Annotated in this window: 17 protein-coding genes; 13 read left to right on the top strand and 4 right to left on the bottom strand. The window is 68.4% G+C overall.

Annotation, left to right across the window (positions count from 1 at the left end):
* Positions 1-38: 38 nt before the first annotated feature.
* On the bottom strand, positions 39-431 hold the full coding sequence (locus EL337_RS21265) for a (deoxy)nucleoside triphosphate pyrophosphohydrolase (RefSeq protein WP_048633464.1): 393 nt from the start codon (positions 429-431) through the stop codon (positions 39-41).
* A 27-nt stretch (positions 432-458) separates the two neighbouring features.
* Here EL337_RS21265 and EL337_RS21270 point away from each other — a divergent pair, with 27 nt between their 5' ends.
* Positions 459-740, top strand: a complete 282-nt coding sequence (locus tag EL337_RS21270; RefSeq protein ID WP_048633465.1) for a 4a-hydroxytetrahydrobiopterin dehydratase — start codon at positions 459-461, stop codon at positions 738-740.
* Here the strand turns inward: EL337_RS21270 and EL337_RS21275 are convergent.
* Positions 688-1,920, bottom strand: a complete 1,233-nt coding sequence (locus EL337_RS21275) for a mannosyltransferase (RefSeq protein ID WP_083443141.1) — start codon at positions 1,918-1,920, stop codon at positions 688-690. The genes EL337_RS21270 and EL337_RS21275 overlap by 53 nt on opposite strands.
* Positions 1,921-2,088: 168 nt before the next feature.
* On the opposite strand from EL337_RS21275, the gene EL337_RS21280 reads away from it, so the two are divergent.
* Together EL337_RS21280 and EL337_RS21285 are read left to right on the top strand one after the other, a co-directional pair.
* Complete coding sequence (locus EL337_RS21280) at positions 2,089-2,691, top strand: hypothetical protein (RefSeq protein WP_048633467.1); 603 nt, start codon at positions 2,089-2,091, stop codon at positions 2,689-2,691.
* Between the two features lie 64 nt (positions 2,692-2,755).
* Positions 2,756-3,775 (top strand): Rv1157c family protein, encoded by a 1,020-nt coding sequence (locus EL337_RS21285; protein WP_048633468.1) that lies wholly within the window; start codon positions 2,756-2,758, stop codon positions 3,773-3,775.
* An 82-nt stretch (positions 3,776-3,857) separates the two neighbouring features.
* On the opposite strand, the gene EL337_RS21290 is transcribed toward EL337_RS21285, so the two are convergent.
* Positions 3,858-4,004, bottom strand: a complete 147-nt coding sequence (locus EL337_RS21290; protein ID WP_066835917.1) for a DUF1059 domain-containing protein — start codon at positions 4,002-4,004, stop codon at positions 3,858-3,860.
* Between the two features lie 51 nt (positions 4,005-4,055).
* Between EL337_RS21290 and EL337_RS21295 the strand changes: the two genes are divergently transcribed.
* Together EL337_RS21295 and EL337_RS21300 are read left to right on the top strand one after the other, a co-directional pair.
* Positions 4,056-4,715, top strand: a complete 660-nt coding sequence (locus EL337_RS21295; RefSeq protein ID WP_048633469.1) for a nitroreductase family protein — start codon at positions 4,056-4,058, stop codon at positions 4,713-4,715.
* A gap of 31 nt (positions 4,716-4,746) precedes the next feature.
* On the top strand, positions 4,747-5,130 hold the full coding sequence (locus EL337_RS21300) for a recombinase family protein (RefSeq protein WP_048633470.1): 384 nt from the start codon (positions 4,747-4,749) through the stop codon (positions 5,128-5,130).
* Positions 5,131-5,200: 70 nt separating this feature from the next.
* Here the strand turns inward: EL337_RS21300 and EL337_RS21305 are convergent, their stop codons facing one another.
* Positions 5,201-5,776 carry an HhH-GPD-type base excision DNA repair protein gene (locus EL337_RS21305; protein WP_048633471.1) on the bottom strand — a complete coding sequence of 192 codons (576 nt, stop codon included), beginning with the start codon at positions 5,774-5,776 and terminating at the stop codon, positions 5,201-5,203.
* 154 nt (positions 5,777-5,930) lie between these two features.
* Between EL337_RS21305 and EL337_RS21310 the strand changes: the two genes are divergently transcribed.
* From EL337_RS21310 to EL337_RS21345, 8 genes are all read left to right on the top strand, one after another.
* The gene (locus tag EL337_RS21310) at positions 5,931-6,233 is read left to right on the top strand and encodes a DUF732 domain-containing protein (protein ID WP_048633472.1); all 303 of its coding nucleotides are present in this window, start codon (positions 5,931-5,933) and stop codon (positions 6,231-6,233) included.
* A 450-nt stretch (positions 6,234-6,683) separates the two neighbouring features.
* On the top strand, positions 6,684-7,367 hold the full coding sequence (locus EL337_RS21315) for a GAF and ANTAR domain-containing protein (RefSeq protein WP_126316642.1): 684 nt from the start codon (positions 6,684-6,686) through the stop codon (positions 7,365-7,367).
* A gap of 268 nt (positions 7,368-7,635) precedes the next feature.
* The gene (locus EL337_RS21320) at positions 7,636-8,865 is read left to right on the top strand and encodes a sensor histidine kinase (protein ID WP_048633474.1); all 1,230 of its coding nucleotides are present in this window, start codon (positions 7,636-7,638) and stop codon (positions 8,863-8,865) included.
* Positions 8,866-8,868: 3 nt separating this feature from the next.
* On the top strand, positions 8,869-9,672 hold the full coding sequence (locus EL337_RS21325; RefSeq protein WP_048633475.1) for a LytR/AlgR family response regulator transcription factor: 804 nt from the start codon (positions 8,869-8,871) through the stop codon (positions 9,670-9,672).
* The gene (locus EL337_RS21330) at positions 9,665-10,039 is read left to right on the top strand and encodes a DUF485 domain-containing protein (protein ID WP_048633476.1); all 375 of its coding nucleotides are present in this window, start codon (positions 9,665-9,667) and stop codon (positions 10,037-10,039) included. Before EL337_RS21325 ends, EL337_RS21330 begins: the two co-directional genes overlap by 8 nt.
* Positions 10,036-11,778 (top strand): sodium/solute symporter, encoded by a 1,743-nt coding sequence (locus EL337_RS21335; RefSeq protein ID WP_048633477.1) that lies wholly within the window; start codon positions 10,036-10,038, stop codon positions 11,776-11,778. The genes EL337_RS21330 and EL337_RS21335 overlap by 4 nt, the downstream gene beginning before the upstream one ends.
* 183 nt (positions 11,779-11,961) lie before the next feature.
* Complete coding sequence (locus EL337_RS21340; RefSeq protein WP_048633507.1) at positions 11,962-12,312, top strand: DUF485 domain-containing protein; 351 nt, start codon at positions 11,962-11,964, stop codon at positions 12,310-12,312.
* The gene (locus EL337_RS21345; protein WP_048633478.1) at positions 12,309-13,940 is read left to right on the top strand and encodes a monocarboxylic acid transporter; all 1,632 of its coding nucleotides are present in this window, start codon (positions 12,309-12,311) and stop codon (positions 13,938-13,940) included. The genes EL337_RS21340 and EL337_RS21345 overlap by 4 nt, the downstream gene beginning before the upstream one ends.
* Positions 13,941-14,041: the final 101 nt, after the last annotated feature.

Below are 14,041 nucleotides of genomic sequence, written 5' to 3' on the forward strand. Positions count from 1 at the left end.
GCCCCGACACCGTGTGAATGATCCTGTGGCACAGGACGTCACGACAACCGCAACGCCTCACGCAGAGCGGGCAGCCATGCGCGGTCGGCGGGCACCCACGGCAGGTCGGCAAGGTCATCCGCGGCCACCCAGCGCAGGGCGCGGTGGTCGATGGCTTGCAGCTCGCCGCCAACCTGTGTCACGAGGTAGGCACGCAGCGTCACGCTCGCGCTCAGTGCGACGTCTTCGCCGAGGCGGTCGCCCACCGTCACGTCGATGCCGAGCTCCTCGCGCAGTTCGCGCGCCAGCCCGGCCCGATCACTTTCGCCCGGAGCCAACTTGCCGCCGGGCAGTTCCCACAGCCCGGCCAGCTCGGGTGGCCGGGACCGCTGCGCGACCAGAAGCGACGCGCGCTCGATGAGCGCGCCCGCCACCACGGTCAGGTTCGGCATCAGGCCAGACGGTATACCTTCGACACCATGGCTGTGTTGACGGATGACCAAGTGGACGCCGCGCTCCCCGGGCTTCACGGCTGGGAGCGGGCCGACGGTGCGTTACGCCGGTCGGTGGAGTTTCCGGCATTTCTTGACGGCATCGACGCCGTCAAGCGCGTCGCGGAGCACGCGGAAGCGCAAGACCATCACCCCGACATCGATATTCGTTGGCGGACAGTGACTTTCGCACTGGTGACACACTCCGAGGGCGGGATCACCGACAAGGACGTGCAGATGGCCCGCGATATCGACGGGATCCTCGGGTAGCGATCCAGGCGAGCGTCGCCAGCGTGGCGACGAGGTACACCAGGCCGGCCCAGGCCAGATACCAGGGCCGCGGGATCACCCAGATCGTCGGCTGGGCGAAGCTCAGCAGCCAGGGCACCCCGACGAGGGTGAGCACCAGCCAGCCCCACCCGAGCACGCGGGCGCCCAGTTGGGCGCGCAGCGGGCCGTGCAGCAGCCAGATCATCAGCGGGAGCAGCCACACCCAGTGGTGTGTCCACGAGATCGGCGAGAGCAGCAGGCCGAACAGTTGGACGATCACTATCGCGCCGAGGCGATCGTTCGCCCCGCCGATCGCGCGCCAGGCGAGCACGGCAAGGACGGCGGTCAGCGCGATACCGATCAGCACCAGCGGGCCGAATCCGGCGTCGTAGCCCAGGATCCGCGAGATGCCGCCGCGCCACGATTGGTTGAACGACGTCCCGACCGGGCCGACGCGGTCCGCGTCACCGAGCAGTTGCGTGAAGTAGAACCGCGTCTGCCCGCTCACCAGGAGTGCCGACACGCCGATGGTGAGGACGAACACGACCGCGGAGAACAGCACGGCCGCCCAGCGCCGCGCCCCGACGAAGTACAGGCCGGCGACTGCGGGCGTGAGTTTCACACCGGCGGCCAGTCCGACCAGCAGGCCCGACAGCCACCACCGTGACGAGTAGACCGCGTACAGGATCGCGAGCACCAGAAGGACGTTGACCTGGCCGTAGTCGAAGGTGCTCCGCAGCGGCTCGGTCCAGATCCCGACTGCCGTCCACAGCATGGCCACCCGCCGGTCGGGTGAGGGTGACAGCAACCGCTGGCTCATCCGGACGACGCCGTACAGCGCGGCGATGGTGCCCAGCTGCCAGAGGAACGCCACCACGCCGAACGGCAGCAGGTGCAGCGGAAAGAACACCACCGCGGCGAACGGCGGATAGGTGAAGGGCAGCGGGAAGTCCGGCGTCTGGTCGCCGTAGACGTAGTCGTACAGCGTGCCGGGACCGTCCAGCTCCGCAGCGCCGCAGACGTAGACGTGCAGGTCGACGAAGTTGGCGCCGTTGGGCACCAGGTAGGTCCATGCCAGCCGCGCGGCGATGCTGAGGATCAGCAGCACGGGCGCCGCTGTCGCCAGTCGCGCGGCGGCGCGGGAGCCCGTGGTCGCCGCGCCGGATTCGGTGGTGTTTATCCGCCCGACTCTAGCGAGCGGTCACCATCGGCCTTCACATCAGTAACGGTTGCATAAATGCCACACGTGTCACTTGAGTAACTCCAGTAACAGGCTAGCTTCGGGTGCAGGCCTGCCATCGGAGTCATTCACGGCTAGCAGCGCCACCGACGGAAATGGGAGACGTTCATGCACCGCACTCGAAAACTGTTCGCAACAACGATGATCGCCGCAGCTGGGGCGGTTTCGGCTGCCGTGGCGTTCAGTGCCGCGGCGGTCGCGCAGCCCGCACCGGCTCCGGCCCCCGCGCCCGCGGTTCCCGGGCTGCCGTTCCTGCAGCAGCTCGCCGCGAACCCGGCGGCCGCCACCCAGCTGATGCAGACCTTCGCCAACGTGATGGGAACGGCGCCCGCGGCGACGGCGACCACCACGCCCGCGACGCCGGTGTCGGGCCCGGGGGCCACTGCGTCGATCAACCTGCCGCAGCCGATCAACACGATGCAGGGCACGGTTCCCGGAGCACCGGTGACACCCGCGCTGCCGGGCCTGGTGCCGGTCGGCAACACCACGACCGTGCCCCCCTCGGAAGCGTCGGCTCCTGCGACGTCACCGCTGGACGGTCTGACCGAATCCCTGGGACTCCCCGCGGGTGGGCTCGCGTCGCTGCTGCCCGCCGGCAACCCGCTGGCCGGCCTGCTGCCCGGAGGCACCACGACCCCGGCCCCCGTGGCTGCGCCGGCACCGGCGCCGGCCGCTCCGACGCTGTTCACCCCACTCGCGGCTCTGCCGTGACGCGCTGAGCAGTAACGCGTACCGGACCCTCACCAACCAGCAACCACCGATGTATTGGGGACTCATGTCAACGACCAGGACGATGCTCACCACCACACTTGCGGTGTGCTCCTCCGCCGCGTTGCTGATGGTCGGCGTGACCAGCGCAGCTCACGCCGACCCGGTGGCGGCTCCGGTGCCGGGCGCGCCACTGCCCATCGATGGGCTGCAGGCTCCCGGACTGCCCGCGATGCAGAGCCTCGGGCCGGTGATCCAGCAGGCCGCGTCCGATCCCACCAATGCGGCGTCGATGCTGATGGCGGCGGCAGCGGTGTTCGCCGGAGACATGGCGGCGCCGCAGCCGTCGCGTGACGTCGCCTCGGCGGTCAACCAGTTCGTCGCGCAGCCCGTCGCCCACGTGCCTGCCACCGGCGCGGTGCCCGGCGCCGAGGCGCACCTGCCCGCCGGCGTCAATCCCGCCCACGTCCTGGGTCCCGAGGCCGACGCCGCCCCGATGGCGCTGCCCGAGGTCGCGCACGCGCCGGCGGCCGCTGCGGAACCGGGGGTCGTGCCGGCCGCAGTCCCCGCCCCGGGGCCGGCACCCGTACCTGGCCCGGCACCTGCACCGGGGCCGGCGCCTGCACCGGGGGCCGAGGTCGCGACACCGGTGGCCGCGGCACCCGGATTCGGCCCGGATGCGCCGGTGACGCAGGACTTCCTGTATCCGTCGATCAGCAACGGGTGCCTGTCAGACGGTGGCAACGTGCTCGCGACCGCCATCTCGGTGGCGGGTCCGGCCACCATCCCGCTGCCCGGACCCGGCCCCGGTCAGACGGCCTACGTGTTCACCGCGATCGGCACACCCGGACCGGCCGCAGAACAGAAGCTGCCGCTCAACGCCACGTGGGTGAACCTCACCACCGGCAAGTCGGGCAGCGTCACGCTCAAGCCCCGGCCCGATCTGAACCCGAACGGACCGACCACGCTGACCGCGATCGCCGACACCGGGTCCGGGAGCATCATGTCGACGGTGTTCGGTCAGGTCACCACGACCGAGAAGCAGTGCCAGTTCATGCCGACGATCGGGTCCACCGTCGTCCCCTGAGCCGGCCACCTTTACCGCGAACGTGCATTCCCTGTAGTCGAACCCGAGACTCGACTACAGGGAATGCACGTTCGTGTCTGTGTCAGTACGCCATGAACAGGATGGCGTCCCTGTCGTACTCGCGTCCGGGATGCACTTCGGACAGGTGAGCCTGCGCCTTCTCGACGAGGTCCTCCTCGTCCTTACCGGTGATCGCTTCGCCGCACGGGCAGTTGAGGTGGGTCTTCATGAGTCCAACAATGGCACAGCGTTCGCCGCGCCATAAGACAAGATCGTCGACATGGACCTGTACGACGTGATGCGCACGACCGGTGCGGTACGACGCTTCACCGACGACCCCCTCCCCGACGACGTCCTGGAGCGGATCCTGGACAACGCGCGGTTCGCGCCGAGCGGCGGCAACCGGCAGGGTGTGCGCGTGATCGTGCTGCGCGACCGCAGCACCCGCGAAGCCCTCGGTGCACTGTGCGTGACGGGAGCCCGGCGCTACATCGCACAGCAGCGCAACGGCGAGGGACCATGGAACCCGTTGCAGCCCATGCAGGTAACCGGCGAACAGCTCGCCGCCACCGACGTGCCCGACGAACTGTCCACGCCGCTGCTGACCTCCGCCGTCGTCCTCGTGGTGTGTGTCGACCTGGCCGTGGTGGCCGCGTTCGATCAGGACCTCGACAGGATCGGCATGGTCTCGGGCGCGTCGATCTACCCGTTCGTGTGGAATGTGCTGCTCGCCGCGCGCAACGAGGGCTTCGGCGGCGTCCTGACCACCATGGCCGTCGCCGAGGAAACGCGGGTGAAGGCGCTGCTGCGTATCCCCGCCGACTTTGCCGTCGCAGCTGTGCTGCCCCTCGGCAGACCGCAGCACCAGGTCAGCAGGCTGACCCGCAGGCCGGTGTCGGAGTTCGCCACCCGGGAGGCGTTCGACGGCGAGTCTCTGTGACGCCGTGCCCTCGTCGTGAGACCTTGGAAGGGTGACCGTCACGTTGGGTTATGCCACCGCCGTGGGCGGTGGCGACCTCGACGAGCAACTCGCGGCGCTCACCGCCGACGGCGTGGACCCCAAGCGCATCTTCACCGACAGAACCGCGGGATCGACGGACAAAGTCCGCGCCGGACTGCTCGCACTGCTGAGCTATGCCCGCTCCGGCGACGTGGTGGTGGTGACGGCACTCGAACACATGGGTCGCTCGGTATCCGAGGTGACGCAGACCGTCGCCGATCTGACCACCCGCGGGATCACGCTGCGCTGCCTGCAGAACGGGCTCGACACCGCCACCTCCACCGGACGCGTCGTCGCGCAGGTCCTCAGTGAACTGGCGGCACTCGACGCGGGACGCAGCGACTCACGGATCTGACGGCTCAGGCCTTGGCGGCCTTCGCCCCATCCATGGCTCAGGCCTTGGCGGCCTTCGCCCCATCCATGGCTCAGGCCTTGGCGGCCTTCGCTGCGGCCTTGGCTTCTTTCTTGTACGTCCGCACCTTCTGCAGCGAGCCCGGATCCTTCACATCAGCGACCGACATGTGCGACCCCGCCTTGCCATAGTCACCGGCCGCCGCGCGCCACCCGGTCGGGGTGACGCCGTACTGCTTGCCCAGCAGGGCCAGGAAAATCTTGGCCTTTTGCTCACCGAATCCGGGCAGCGCCTTGAGGCGACGCAGCACCTCCCGCCCGTCGGCACCGTCGGACCACAGCGCCGTCGCATCGCCGCCGTACTCATCCACGACCACCTGCGCCAGCGCTTGCACCCGCTTGGCCATCGAACCCGGAAAGCGATGCACCGCAGGCGTTTGCGCGCACAGCGCGGCGAATGCGTCGGGGTCGTGGTCCGCGATCACGCCCGCATCGAAGCTGCCGATGCGGTCGGCGATCTTCTTGGGGCCGGCGAACGCGACCTCCATCGGAATCTGCTGGTCGAGGAGCATCCCGACCAGCAGCGCGAAGGGGTTGGCCTCCAGCAGCGCGTCTGCCGCGGGTTCCTGAACTAACTGCAGTTTCGCCACGCCGTGAGTCTAAAGCGTCTGCAGCAGGTCGGTGAGTGCGCGGCACCGCGATTCCCGGGGGCCGGCAACGGCGGCGAGCAGAGGTGATTCCGGGGTCTGTGACGCTGGAGTGTGCGACCGTGTACCCACAGGTCGGGGCACATATCCGAGGGGGATGGACATGACGCGGGTGCTTGCAGCTCTTGTGGTCGCGGTAGCTGCCGCAATGACGCTGGCCGCCACAGCCAACGCGATACCGGATCAGGGGACGCCGGAATTCGACGCATATCTCCAGGGCTTGCAACGCAACGGCTACAACCTCAATCCGGATACTGCGTGGCGCGTTTCCCACCAAGCGTGCGTCGGCGGCATACCGGGCTACATCGGTTTGGAATTGGCCGCTCAAGGGGTGATCGGCCCCGGAGCTCAGGAGCGGGTGATGGACGTCGCCCGGACGTACGCCTGCCCGATCCAGTAACTGACACCGCGACGCTGCGCACCCACTGGCAGAACGAAAATCGGCTGGCAGCAGGGCCTTTGACACGCCGTCCGGCCGATCAGCGGCCGCCGAGCCTGGCGTCATCGCATCGCCACGTGCTGATCGACGGGCAGGCCAACCAGCAGTGCACACGGATCCCGGGACGGCAGCTGGTCAGCGTCAGGATCCCGCACATCCTGTATTGTTGGCCTCGTTGTCACCGCAGCCAGGTCGTGTCCCTAGTCGCCGTTAGCACCCCGCCGCAGACTAGAAAGTGCCAATAGGCCGAGCCGACCAGCCGAACCCTTCGTGATCGAACACCTCTCCCCCGTTTTCGTAGCAACGCCGCTGCGGTTGGGGCGCCACGGCGCTCGGCAGTCCGAGCGCATCCGGGCAGAGACAACCAGGGTTCACCGCGGATTCTTGATCCACCGCCCAGGAAGAAGTTCAGTGACCCAACCTGTGAAAGTCGAAGATCCGATCCGTTCCGCGATGGTCGAGCTGATCAAGGGCGATGCCAAAGACACCGCGCTCGAACGCACCTTGGCGAGCATCACCGGCAGCGCCGTGGAGCTGATCGACGGCGTGGATTTCGCCGACGTCCTGGTCATGCACGGCGGCGAGGCGCGTTCGGTGGCGGCCACCGCGGCGCTGATCGTCGAGCTTGATGCTGCGCAGCTGAGCCTCGCGCAAGGACCATGCCTGGAAGCGGCCGCCAGAGGGGCGATGATCCGCTGCACCGACATGCGTGACGAGCATCGATGGCCGGCATTCGCTGCGGTTGCGGCAGCAGCCGGCGTACGCGGAACGCTGTCCTATCAGCTGATTCCTCACCACAACCAGCTTGGTGCATTGAATCTGTTCGGCCGCGAGCCACGCACGGTGGACCGCGAGAGCGAGGCCATGGGCGCGCTCCTGGCCACCATGGCCACCGTCGCGATGATGACGGCAGTCAGCATGGAGCAGTTCAAGACGGCGCTGGCAGGCAGGGACCTCATCGGGCAGGCGAAGGGAATCCTGATGAACCACTACACGATTGACGCCGACCGCGCCTTCGGGATGCTCCGCGAACTGTCCCAGACGGGCAACATTCCGTTGCGGACAATCGCGCAACGGATCATCGACACCTTCTGAGCTGTCGCCGCGCCCACGGCGCCCACGGGTTTGATCGCCTCTCGACCGGGCACCCGTTCTGCAGCGGCACATCCGCAGGCGGGGGTTGCGCCGCACGTGCCGCGAGGTGATCCGACAGGCAGCCCGCGTTGAGCAGACAGCGGCCGACCGGGTTACCGCACCTGACGAATCCCGGCTCACGAAGCCGCGATGATGGCACCGGATAAGACTGTTTCGCCGCACGGGTCGGTCTAGGGTGGGGCCAACCACGCCAGGAGCGAAGGAACAGATGTCCGGCGAGCTCGCGATCGCATTGACGGCGACACTGATCCTCCTTGCCGTCGCCGCTGTCCTCGCTGCCGTACGGACCCGACGCGTCGTGGCGACGCCCACCGAACGTGCGGTGCACGCTGCATTGCACACCGCGTCGCTGGCTGCCAGGGCACTGCGTCGCGGCCTCGACACCGAATCGGCGCGGACCGCGGCCCCCTTCCTGCGGGACCTCACCGGCGCGGACGGCTTGGCGTTGTTCGGCGGTGACGGCCAGCTGTTGGCGCGCGACCCCGACGAGGATCTGATCTGGGCCGACGAACTGCTCGACGCGTGCGACCGCGCAGCGGGGCAGTCGATCTCCGGTGAGCGCCGAGTGATGACACACGCCAAGACGTCCGCGGTGGTCGCGCAACCGCTCCTGGCCGAGGCCGGCGACCTGTTGGGCGTCCTCGTGGTCGTGACGACCCGGACACCCGGACCCGGAATGCTCGGCGCCGTCGGCGAAGTCGCTCGCTACGCCGCCAGCCAGACCGAACTCGCCGAACTCGACGCCTCCAGGGCGCGACTCGACCGTGCCGAAGTCCTGGCATTACGGGCGCAGATCAGCCCGCATTTCATCTACAACGCGCTCAACACGATCGCGTCGTTCGTGCGTACCGACCCCGACCGCGCCCGCGAGCTCATCCTCGAATTCGCCGACTTCACCCGCTACTCGTTCCGTGCCGCAGGCCAATTCACCACCCTGGCCGACGAGCTACGCAACATCGACCGGTATCTCACGCTGGAGCGCGCCCGATTCGGCGCGGCACTGAAAGTGCGGCTGCAGGTCGCGCCGGAAGTCCTCACGGTCGTCGTGCCGTTCCTGGCGCTTCAACCACTGGTGGAGAACGCGGTGCGGCACGGCTTCGCCGGGCGTGGCAGCGGATCGATCGAACTCATCGCCCGCGACGAGGGTTCCGACTGCGTCATCACCGTCGAGGATGACGGAATCGGGATGGACCCGGACGCCCTGCGGGTCGGGCCCAGCGACGCCCTGTCCGACGGGACTCCGACAGCCGACGGTACGGGGGCCCATGTCGGGCTCACCAATGTCGACCATCGGCTGCGCGCAGCGTTCGGCAACGATTACGGTCTGGTGGTCGAAACGGCGATCGGCGCGGGCACCAAAGTCATCATGCGGGTGCCGAAGTTCCGGTCGGGAGTGCGGGCCAGCGGAGGTGGGTTCGGGGTGGGTCGAAATGAGTGAGCCGTGACCAGACCGCTCACAGTGCTCGCCGTCGACGACGAAGCGCCCGCTCTCGACGAACTCGCCTACCTGCTCGGCAAGCACCCCTGCATCGCCGAGGTGTTCCGCGCGGGGGACGCGACGTCCGCCCTGCGGGAACTCAATCAACGTGCCATCGACGCCGTGTTCCTCGACATCAACATGGCTGGCCTCTCGGGCATCGAGCTCGCCGGCGTGCTGGCCAACTACAGCCAGCGGCCGGCCATCGTCTTCGTCACCGCGCACGACGACAAGGCCGTCGCCGCCTTCGACGTCGGCGCAGTCGACTATCTGCTCAAGCCGATCCGGGAAGGACGTCTCGACGAGGCCATCCGTCGCGTCACGTCGACGCAGGCTGTCGCGCCTGTCGGCGAAGAGCCCGCCGAAATCGATTCCAGGGAGCCGGATTCCGACGTCATCCCGGCCGAGCTCGGCGGCGTCACCCACCTGGTACCCCGCGAGAGCATCGGCTGGGTGGAAGCCGAAGGCGACTACGCCCGGCTGCACTCGGCCTCGGGCGCCCATCTGGTCCGCATCCCGCTGAGCACTCTCGAAACCCGTTGGGCCGAACATGGTTTCCAGCGGGTGCACCGCTCCTACCTGGTGGCGCTGCGCCTGGTCACAGGTTTGCGCACCACCGAAGGCGCGGTGCTGGTGCGATTGCGGGCCAACGGTGCGTCGCCGGCGGTCGAGCTACCGGTGAGCCGACGGCAGGCCCGCGAGTTGCGCGATCGGTTGGTGCGCAACCCGATGCGCAATCTGCGACCCGCCGGGAGTGCCGATGACTAGCGGCGAGCGTCCCGCGCGTCAGCGGGTGGTCCTGGCGCACCGGCGCGGCGCGCGCATGGTCCGCACCCGCGTCGAGGTCCAGGAGCAGACCCAGGTGGGCGACGCCCTGGTGCGCGGGCTGGTCCGCGCCCAGCTGGGCCTGGCGCTACGGCTGGCAGCGGTGGTGGTGGGCCTCATCGGCGCCATTCCGTTGCTCAACGCGATCTTTCCCGGCCTCGGCGCCATCACGGTGTTCGGGTTGCGGCTGAACTGGCTGGTGCTGGCCGGAATGGTGTACCCGCTGCTGTACGGAATCGGCTGGTTCTATGTTCGGCTGGCCGAGCAGGGCGAGCGGGACTTCGTCGGCGTCGTCGACGCCGAACCATGACCAACACGGCGCTGACGGCTGCCGCCCTGCTCGCGGCCGCGGTCGCCACGGTCGCGATCGGCGCCTACGGCGTGCGGTTCTCCCGGACGACGTCGGACTTCCTGGTCGCGTCGCGCACTGTCGGCTCACAGTGGAACGCCGCGGCGATCTCCGGCGAATATCTCTCGGCGGCATCGTTTCTCGGCGTGGCAGGGTTGATCGCCAAGTACGGCGCCGATGCGCTGTGGTATCCGGTCGGATTCACCGCGGGCTATCTGGGTCTGCTGTTGTTCGTGGCGGCGCCGCTGCGCCGGTCCGGCGCCTACACCGTCCCCGATTTCGCCGAGTTCCGGCTCGGCTCGGCACGATTACGCAAGGTCGCGATGCTCGTCGTCGTCGTGGTCTGCATTTTCTACCTCGTGCCCCAGTACCAGGGCGCAGGCCTGGCCCTGAAGACACTTCTGGGCGTTCCGGTCTGGCTGGGCCCCGTGGCTGTCGGTGCCATCGTCATCACCAACGTGGTGGCGGGCGGGATGCGCTCGATCACCTTCGTCCAGGCGTTTCAGTACTGGCTCAAGCTCACCGCGGTCGCCATCCCCGCACTCGCGCTGACCGGACTGTTCCTCTCCGACCGCGGTGGCGAGCTCGGTGGGCCGCTGCCCCCGTCGGTGCAGCAGGACACCACCGTCGCGATCGAGACCGATGTCGTCGTCCAGGTCGTCGCACCCGCGGGGATCACCGTGACCGGCACGCTCGACGGCCGGCGGGTCGAGGGCGCGACCATCGGTTCGGCCGGCGAGCACACCCTGGCGGCCGGCAGCATTCTTAATCTCGCCGAGGGCGCGGCGACCCCGGTCGTCGCGGGCACCCCGAGTGCGGGTTCGGACTGGATCGCCTCGGGCGGTGGCCTCGGCGGGAGCCACCCGCTGTATCAGGTGGTGGCGACCATGGTGGCGACGTTCCTGGGCACCATGGGACTGCCCCATGTGCTCGTCCGCTTCTACACCAATCCCGACGGGCGCGCGGCGCGGCGCACCGCGCTCGCGGTGATCGCGCTGCTGTCGCTGTTTTATCTGTTCCCCACGTTGCTGGGCGTGTTCTCACGCCTGTACGTGCCGCAGCTGTTGATCACCGGAACCGCCGACGCGGCAGTGCTGTTGGCGCCGGGTTCCGCGATCGGAGGGGTCGCGGGACAGCTGCTGGCCGCGCTCGTGGCGGCCGGTGCCATCGCCGCGTTCCTGGCGACGTCGTCGGGTCTGCTGGTGAGCTTCGCGGGCGCGTTGGCGACCGACGTGCTGCCGGGCCGGGTGCGCGATTTCCGGCTGGCCGCGCTGATCGGCGGCCTGATCCCGATTCCGCTGGCGCTGGCGGCGTCCGGTGGAGTGGAACTGTCCCGCAGCGTGGGTCTGGCGTTCGCGGTCGCCGCGTCGACGCTGTGTCCGCTGCTGGTGCTGGGGATCTGGTGGCGGGGGCTGACGGCGATGGGCGCGACATGGGGGCTGGTGGTCGGCGGCCTGCTGTCCGGTGGCGCGGTCACCGTCGCCGTGGCCGGCGGCATCGACGAGGCCGCGCTCGGCGGCTGGCCCGCCGTGCTGATCGGCTACCCCGCCGCGGTCAGTGTCCCGCTCGCGTTCGCGACGATGATCCTGGTGAGCCGCTTGACGCGCGCGACCGTGCCTGCCGATGTCGCGCAGACATTCGCCCGGATGCATGTGCCCGAGAACCTTGGGATGGTGATCGAGCGGATGCCGAAGGGGTGAGCTCGCGCGGACACCAGCCACTGAGGGTGAGCCGCCCCCGCCGTTCGTCGTCGGCGATCGACCGCTCACCGCAGCGACTCCGGGCCTCACCGTATGACGTGCGTACCCGTTGGGTATGTGACCCACATCTCAACTAGGTTCTCCGGAGAGCCGGTTCACTTCAGTCAGGAGCGTGAGAGCAAGGTGTCCGAGACAGATCAACCTATTCGCCCGGAAGCAATCAGTGGCGAACGTTATCTCGAAGTGCAGGCCAGCCCCGAGTTCCAGGAGCTTCGAAGTAGGCTGCGCCGCTTCGTCTTTCCCATGACGGCCATCTTCCTCATCTGGTACGCCGTGTATGTCGCCCTCGGCGCCTTCGCCAGCGACTTCATGGGCACCCGGGTGTGGGGCGACATCAACATCGGCCTGATCATCGGGCTGGGCCAGTTCTTGTCGACCTTTCTGATCACCGGGCTGTACGTGCGCTTCGCCAACCGTGAACTCGACCCGCGCGCCAGCAAGATTCGCGCCGACCTGGAGGAAGAACTCCGATGACCACCGTCCTGGCTCAGTCCGAAGTGGTCGGCAACCCGATCGCCAACATCGGCATTTTCAGCCTGTTCGTCATCGTCACGATGGTGGTGGTGATCCGGGCGAGCAAGAAGAACGCCACCGCCGACGAGTTCTTCACCGGCGGACGCGGCTTCTCGGGCACCCAGAACGGCATCGCGATCGCCGGTGACTACCTGTCGGCCGCCAGCTTCCTCGGCATCGCAGGCGCGATCGCGGTGTACGGCTACGACGGGTTCCTGTACTCCATCGGCTTCCTGGTCGCCTGGTTGGTCGCTCTTCTCCTGGTGGCCGAATTGCTGCGCAACACCGGCAAATTCACGATGGCCGATGTGCTGAGCTTCCGACTCAAGCAACGGCCGGTCCGCCTCGCCGCGGCCACCAACACGTTGACGGTGTCGCTGTTCTACCTGCTGGCACAGATGGCCGGTGCCGGCGGCCTGGTGGCGCTGCTGCTCAACATCCAGAGCCGGGCGGGTCAATCGGTCGTCATCGCCGTCGTCGGCATCCTGATGATCGTCTACGTCCTGGTCGGCGGCATGAAGGGCACCACATGGGTGCAGATCATCAAGGCCGTCCTGCTGATCGCCGGCGCGGGCGCCATGACCATCATGGTGTTCGCCAAGTTCGGGCTGAACTTCTCCGAAATCCTCGGTGCCGCGCAGTCGGCGATCAGCGGTGCCACCACCGCCGGGGTGGCCGAGCGCGACGTGCTGGCGCCGGGCGCCCAGTACGGCGGTTCCCTGACCTCGCAGATCAACTTCATCTCGCTGGCGATCGCCCTGGTGCTCGGCACCGCGGGGCTGCCGCACGTGCTGATGCGCTTCTACACCGTGCCCACCGCCAAGGAGGCACGCCGTTCCGTCGTATGGGCCATCGCGCTCATCGGCGCGTTCTACCTCTTCACGCTGGTGCTGGGGTACGGGGCGGCCGCGCTGGTCGGTCCCGACCGGATTCTCAGCGCGGCAGGCGGCGTGAACTCGGCGGCACCGCTGCTGGCCTTCGAGTTGGGCGGCGTGATCCTGCTCGGGGTCATCTCGGCGGTGGCGTTCGCGACCATCCTCGCGGTGGTTGCCGGTCTGACGATCACCGCGTCGGCGTCCTTCGCGCACGACATCTACGCCACGCTGCGCAAGGGCCACAAGGTCACCGAGGCCGAGCAGGTACGGGTGTCGCGGATCACCGCTGTGGTGCTCGGAGCGTTGTCCATCGGGCTGGGCATCCTGGCCAACGGGCAGAACGTCGCGTTCCTGGTGGCGCTGGCCTTCGCGGTGGCCGCGGCGGCGAACCTGCCGACGATCGTCTACTCGCTGTACTGGAAGCGGTTCAACACCCGCGGCGCGCTGTGGAGCATGTACGGCGGTCTCATCTCGACGATCATTCTGATCGTCTTCTCCCCCGCGGTGTCCGGCTCGAAGACAGCGATGATCCCCGGCGCGGACTTCGCCTTCTTCCCGCTGGCCAATCCGGGCATCGTGTCCATCCCGCTGGCCTTCCTCCTCGGCATCATCGGCACCCTGACGTCGCCCGACGATGAGGACCCGAAGGTCGCCGCCGAGATGGAGGTCCGGTCGCTGACGGGGATCGGCGCCGAGAAGGCGGTCGTCCACTAGTTCGTTTCCGCCGAAACGGTATTCCGCGACCAACCGGCCCCGGCCGCGTGGAATACCGTTTCGGCGGTTGGGCGTTGAGCACACCGTGCCCGCAGTCCAGC

The sequence above is a fragment of the Mycolicibacterium aurum genome (genome assembly GCF_900637195.1).
GTDB lineage: Bacteria > Actinomycetota > Actinomycetes > Mycobacteriales > Mycobacteriaceae > Mycobacterium > Mycobacterium aurum.

Excerpts from the sequence above, each read along its gene's own strand:
- EL337_RS21330 (WP_048633476.1), top strand. The coding sequence starts at position 9,665 with ATGACTAGCGGCGAGCGTCCCGCGCGTCAGCGGGTGGTCCTGGCGCAC.
- EL337_RS21280 (WP_048633467.1), top strand. The coding sequence starts at position 2,089 with ATGCACCGCACTCGAAAACTGTTCGCAACAACGATGATCGCCGCAGCT.
- EL337_RS21270 (WP_048633465.1), top strand. The coding sequence starts at position 459 with ATGGCTGTGTTGACGGATGACCAAGTGGACGCCGCGCTCCCCGGGCTT.
- EL337_RS21290 (WP_066835917.1), bottom strand. The coding sequence starts at position 4,004 with ATGAAGACCCACCTCAACTGCCCGTGCGGCGAAGCGATCACCGGTAAG.
- EL337_RS21320 (WP_048633474.1), top strand. The coding sequence starts at position 7,636 with ATGTCCGGCGAGCTCGCGATCGCATTGACGGCGACACTGATCCTCCTT.
- EL337_RS21310 (WP_048633472.1), top strand. The coding sequence starts at position 5,931 with ATGGACATGACGCGGGTGCTTGCAGCTCTTGTGGTCGCGGTAGCTGCC.
- EL337_RS21335 (WP_048633477.1), top strand. The coding sequence starts at position 10,036 with ATGACCAACACGGCGCTGACGGCTGCCGCCCTGCTCGCGGCCGCGGTC.
- EL337_RS21265 (WP_048633464.1), bottom strand. The coding sequence starts at position 431 with ATGCCGAACCTGACCGTGGTGGCGGGCGCGCTCATCGAGCGCGCGTCG.
- EL337_RS21345 (WP_048633478.1), top strand. The coding sequence starts at position 12,309 with ATGACCACCGTCCTGGCTCAGTCCGAAGTGGTCGGCAACCCGATCGCC.
- EL337_RS21285 (WP_048633468.1), top strand. The coding sequence starts at position 2,756 with ATGTCAACGACCAGGACGATGCTCACCACCACACTTGCGGTGTGCTCC.
- EL337_RS21295 (WP_048633469.1), top strand. The coding sequence starts at position 4,056 with ATGGACCTGTACGACGTGATGCGCACGACCGGTGCGGTACGACGCTTC.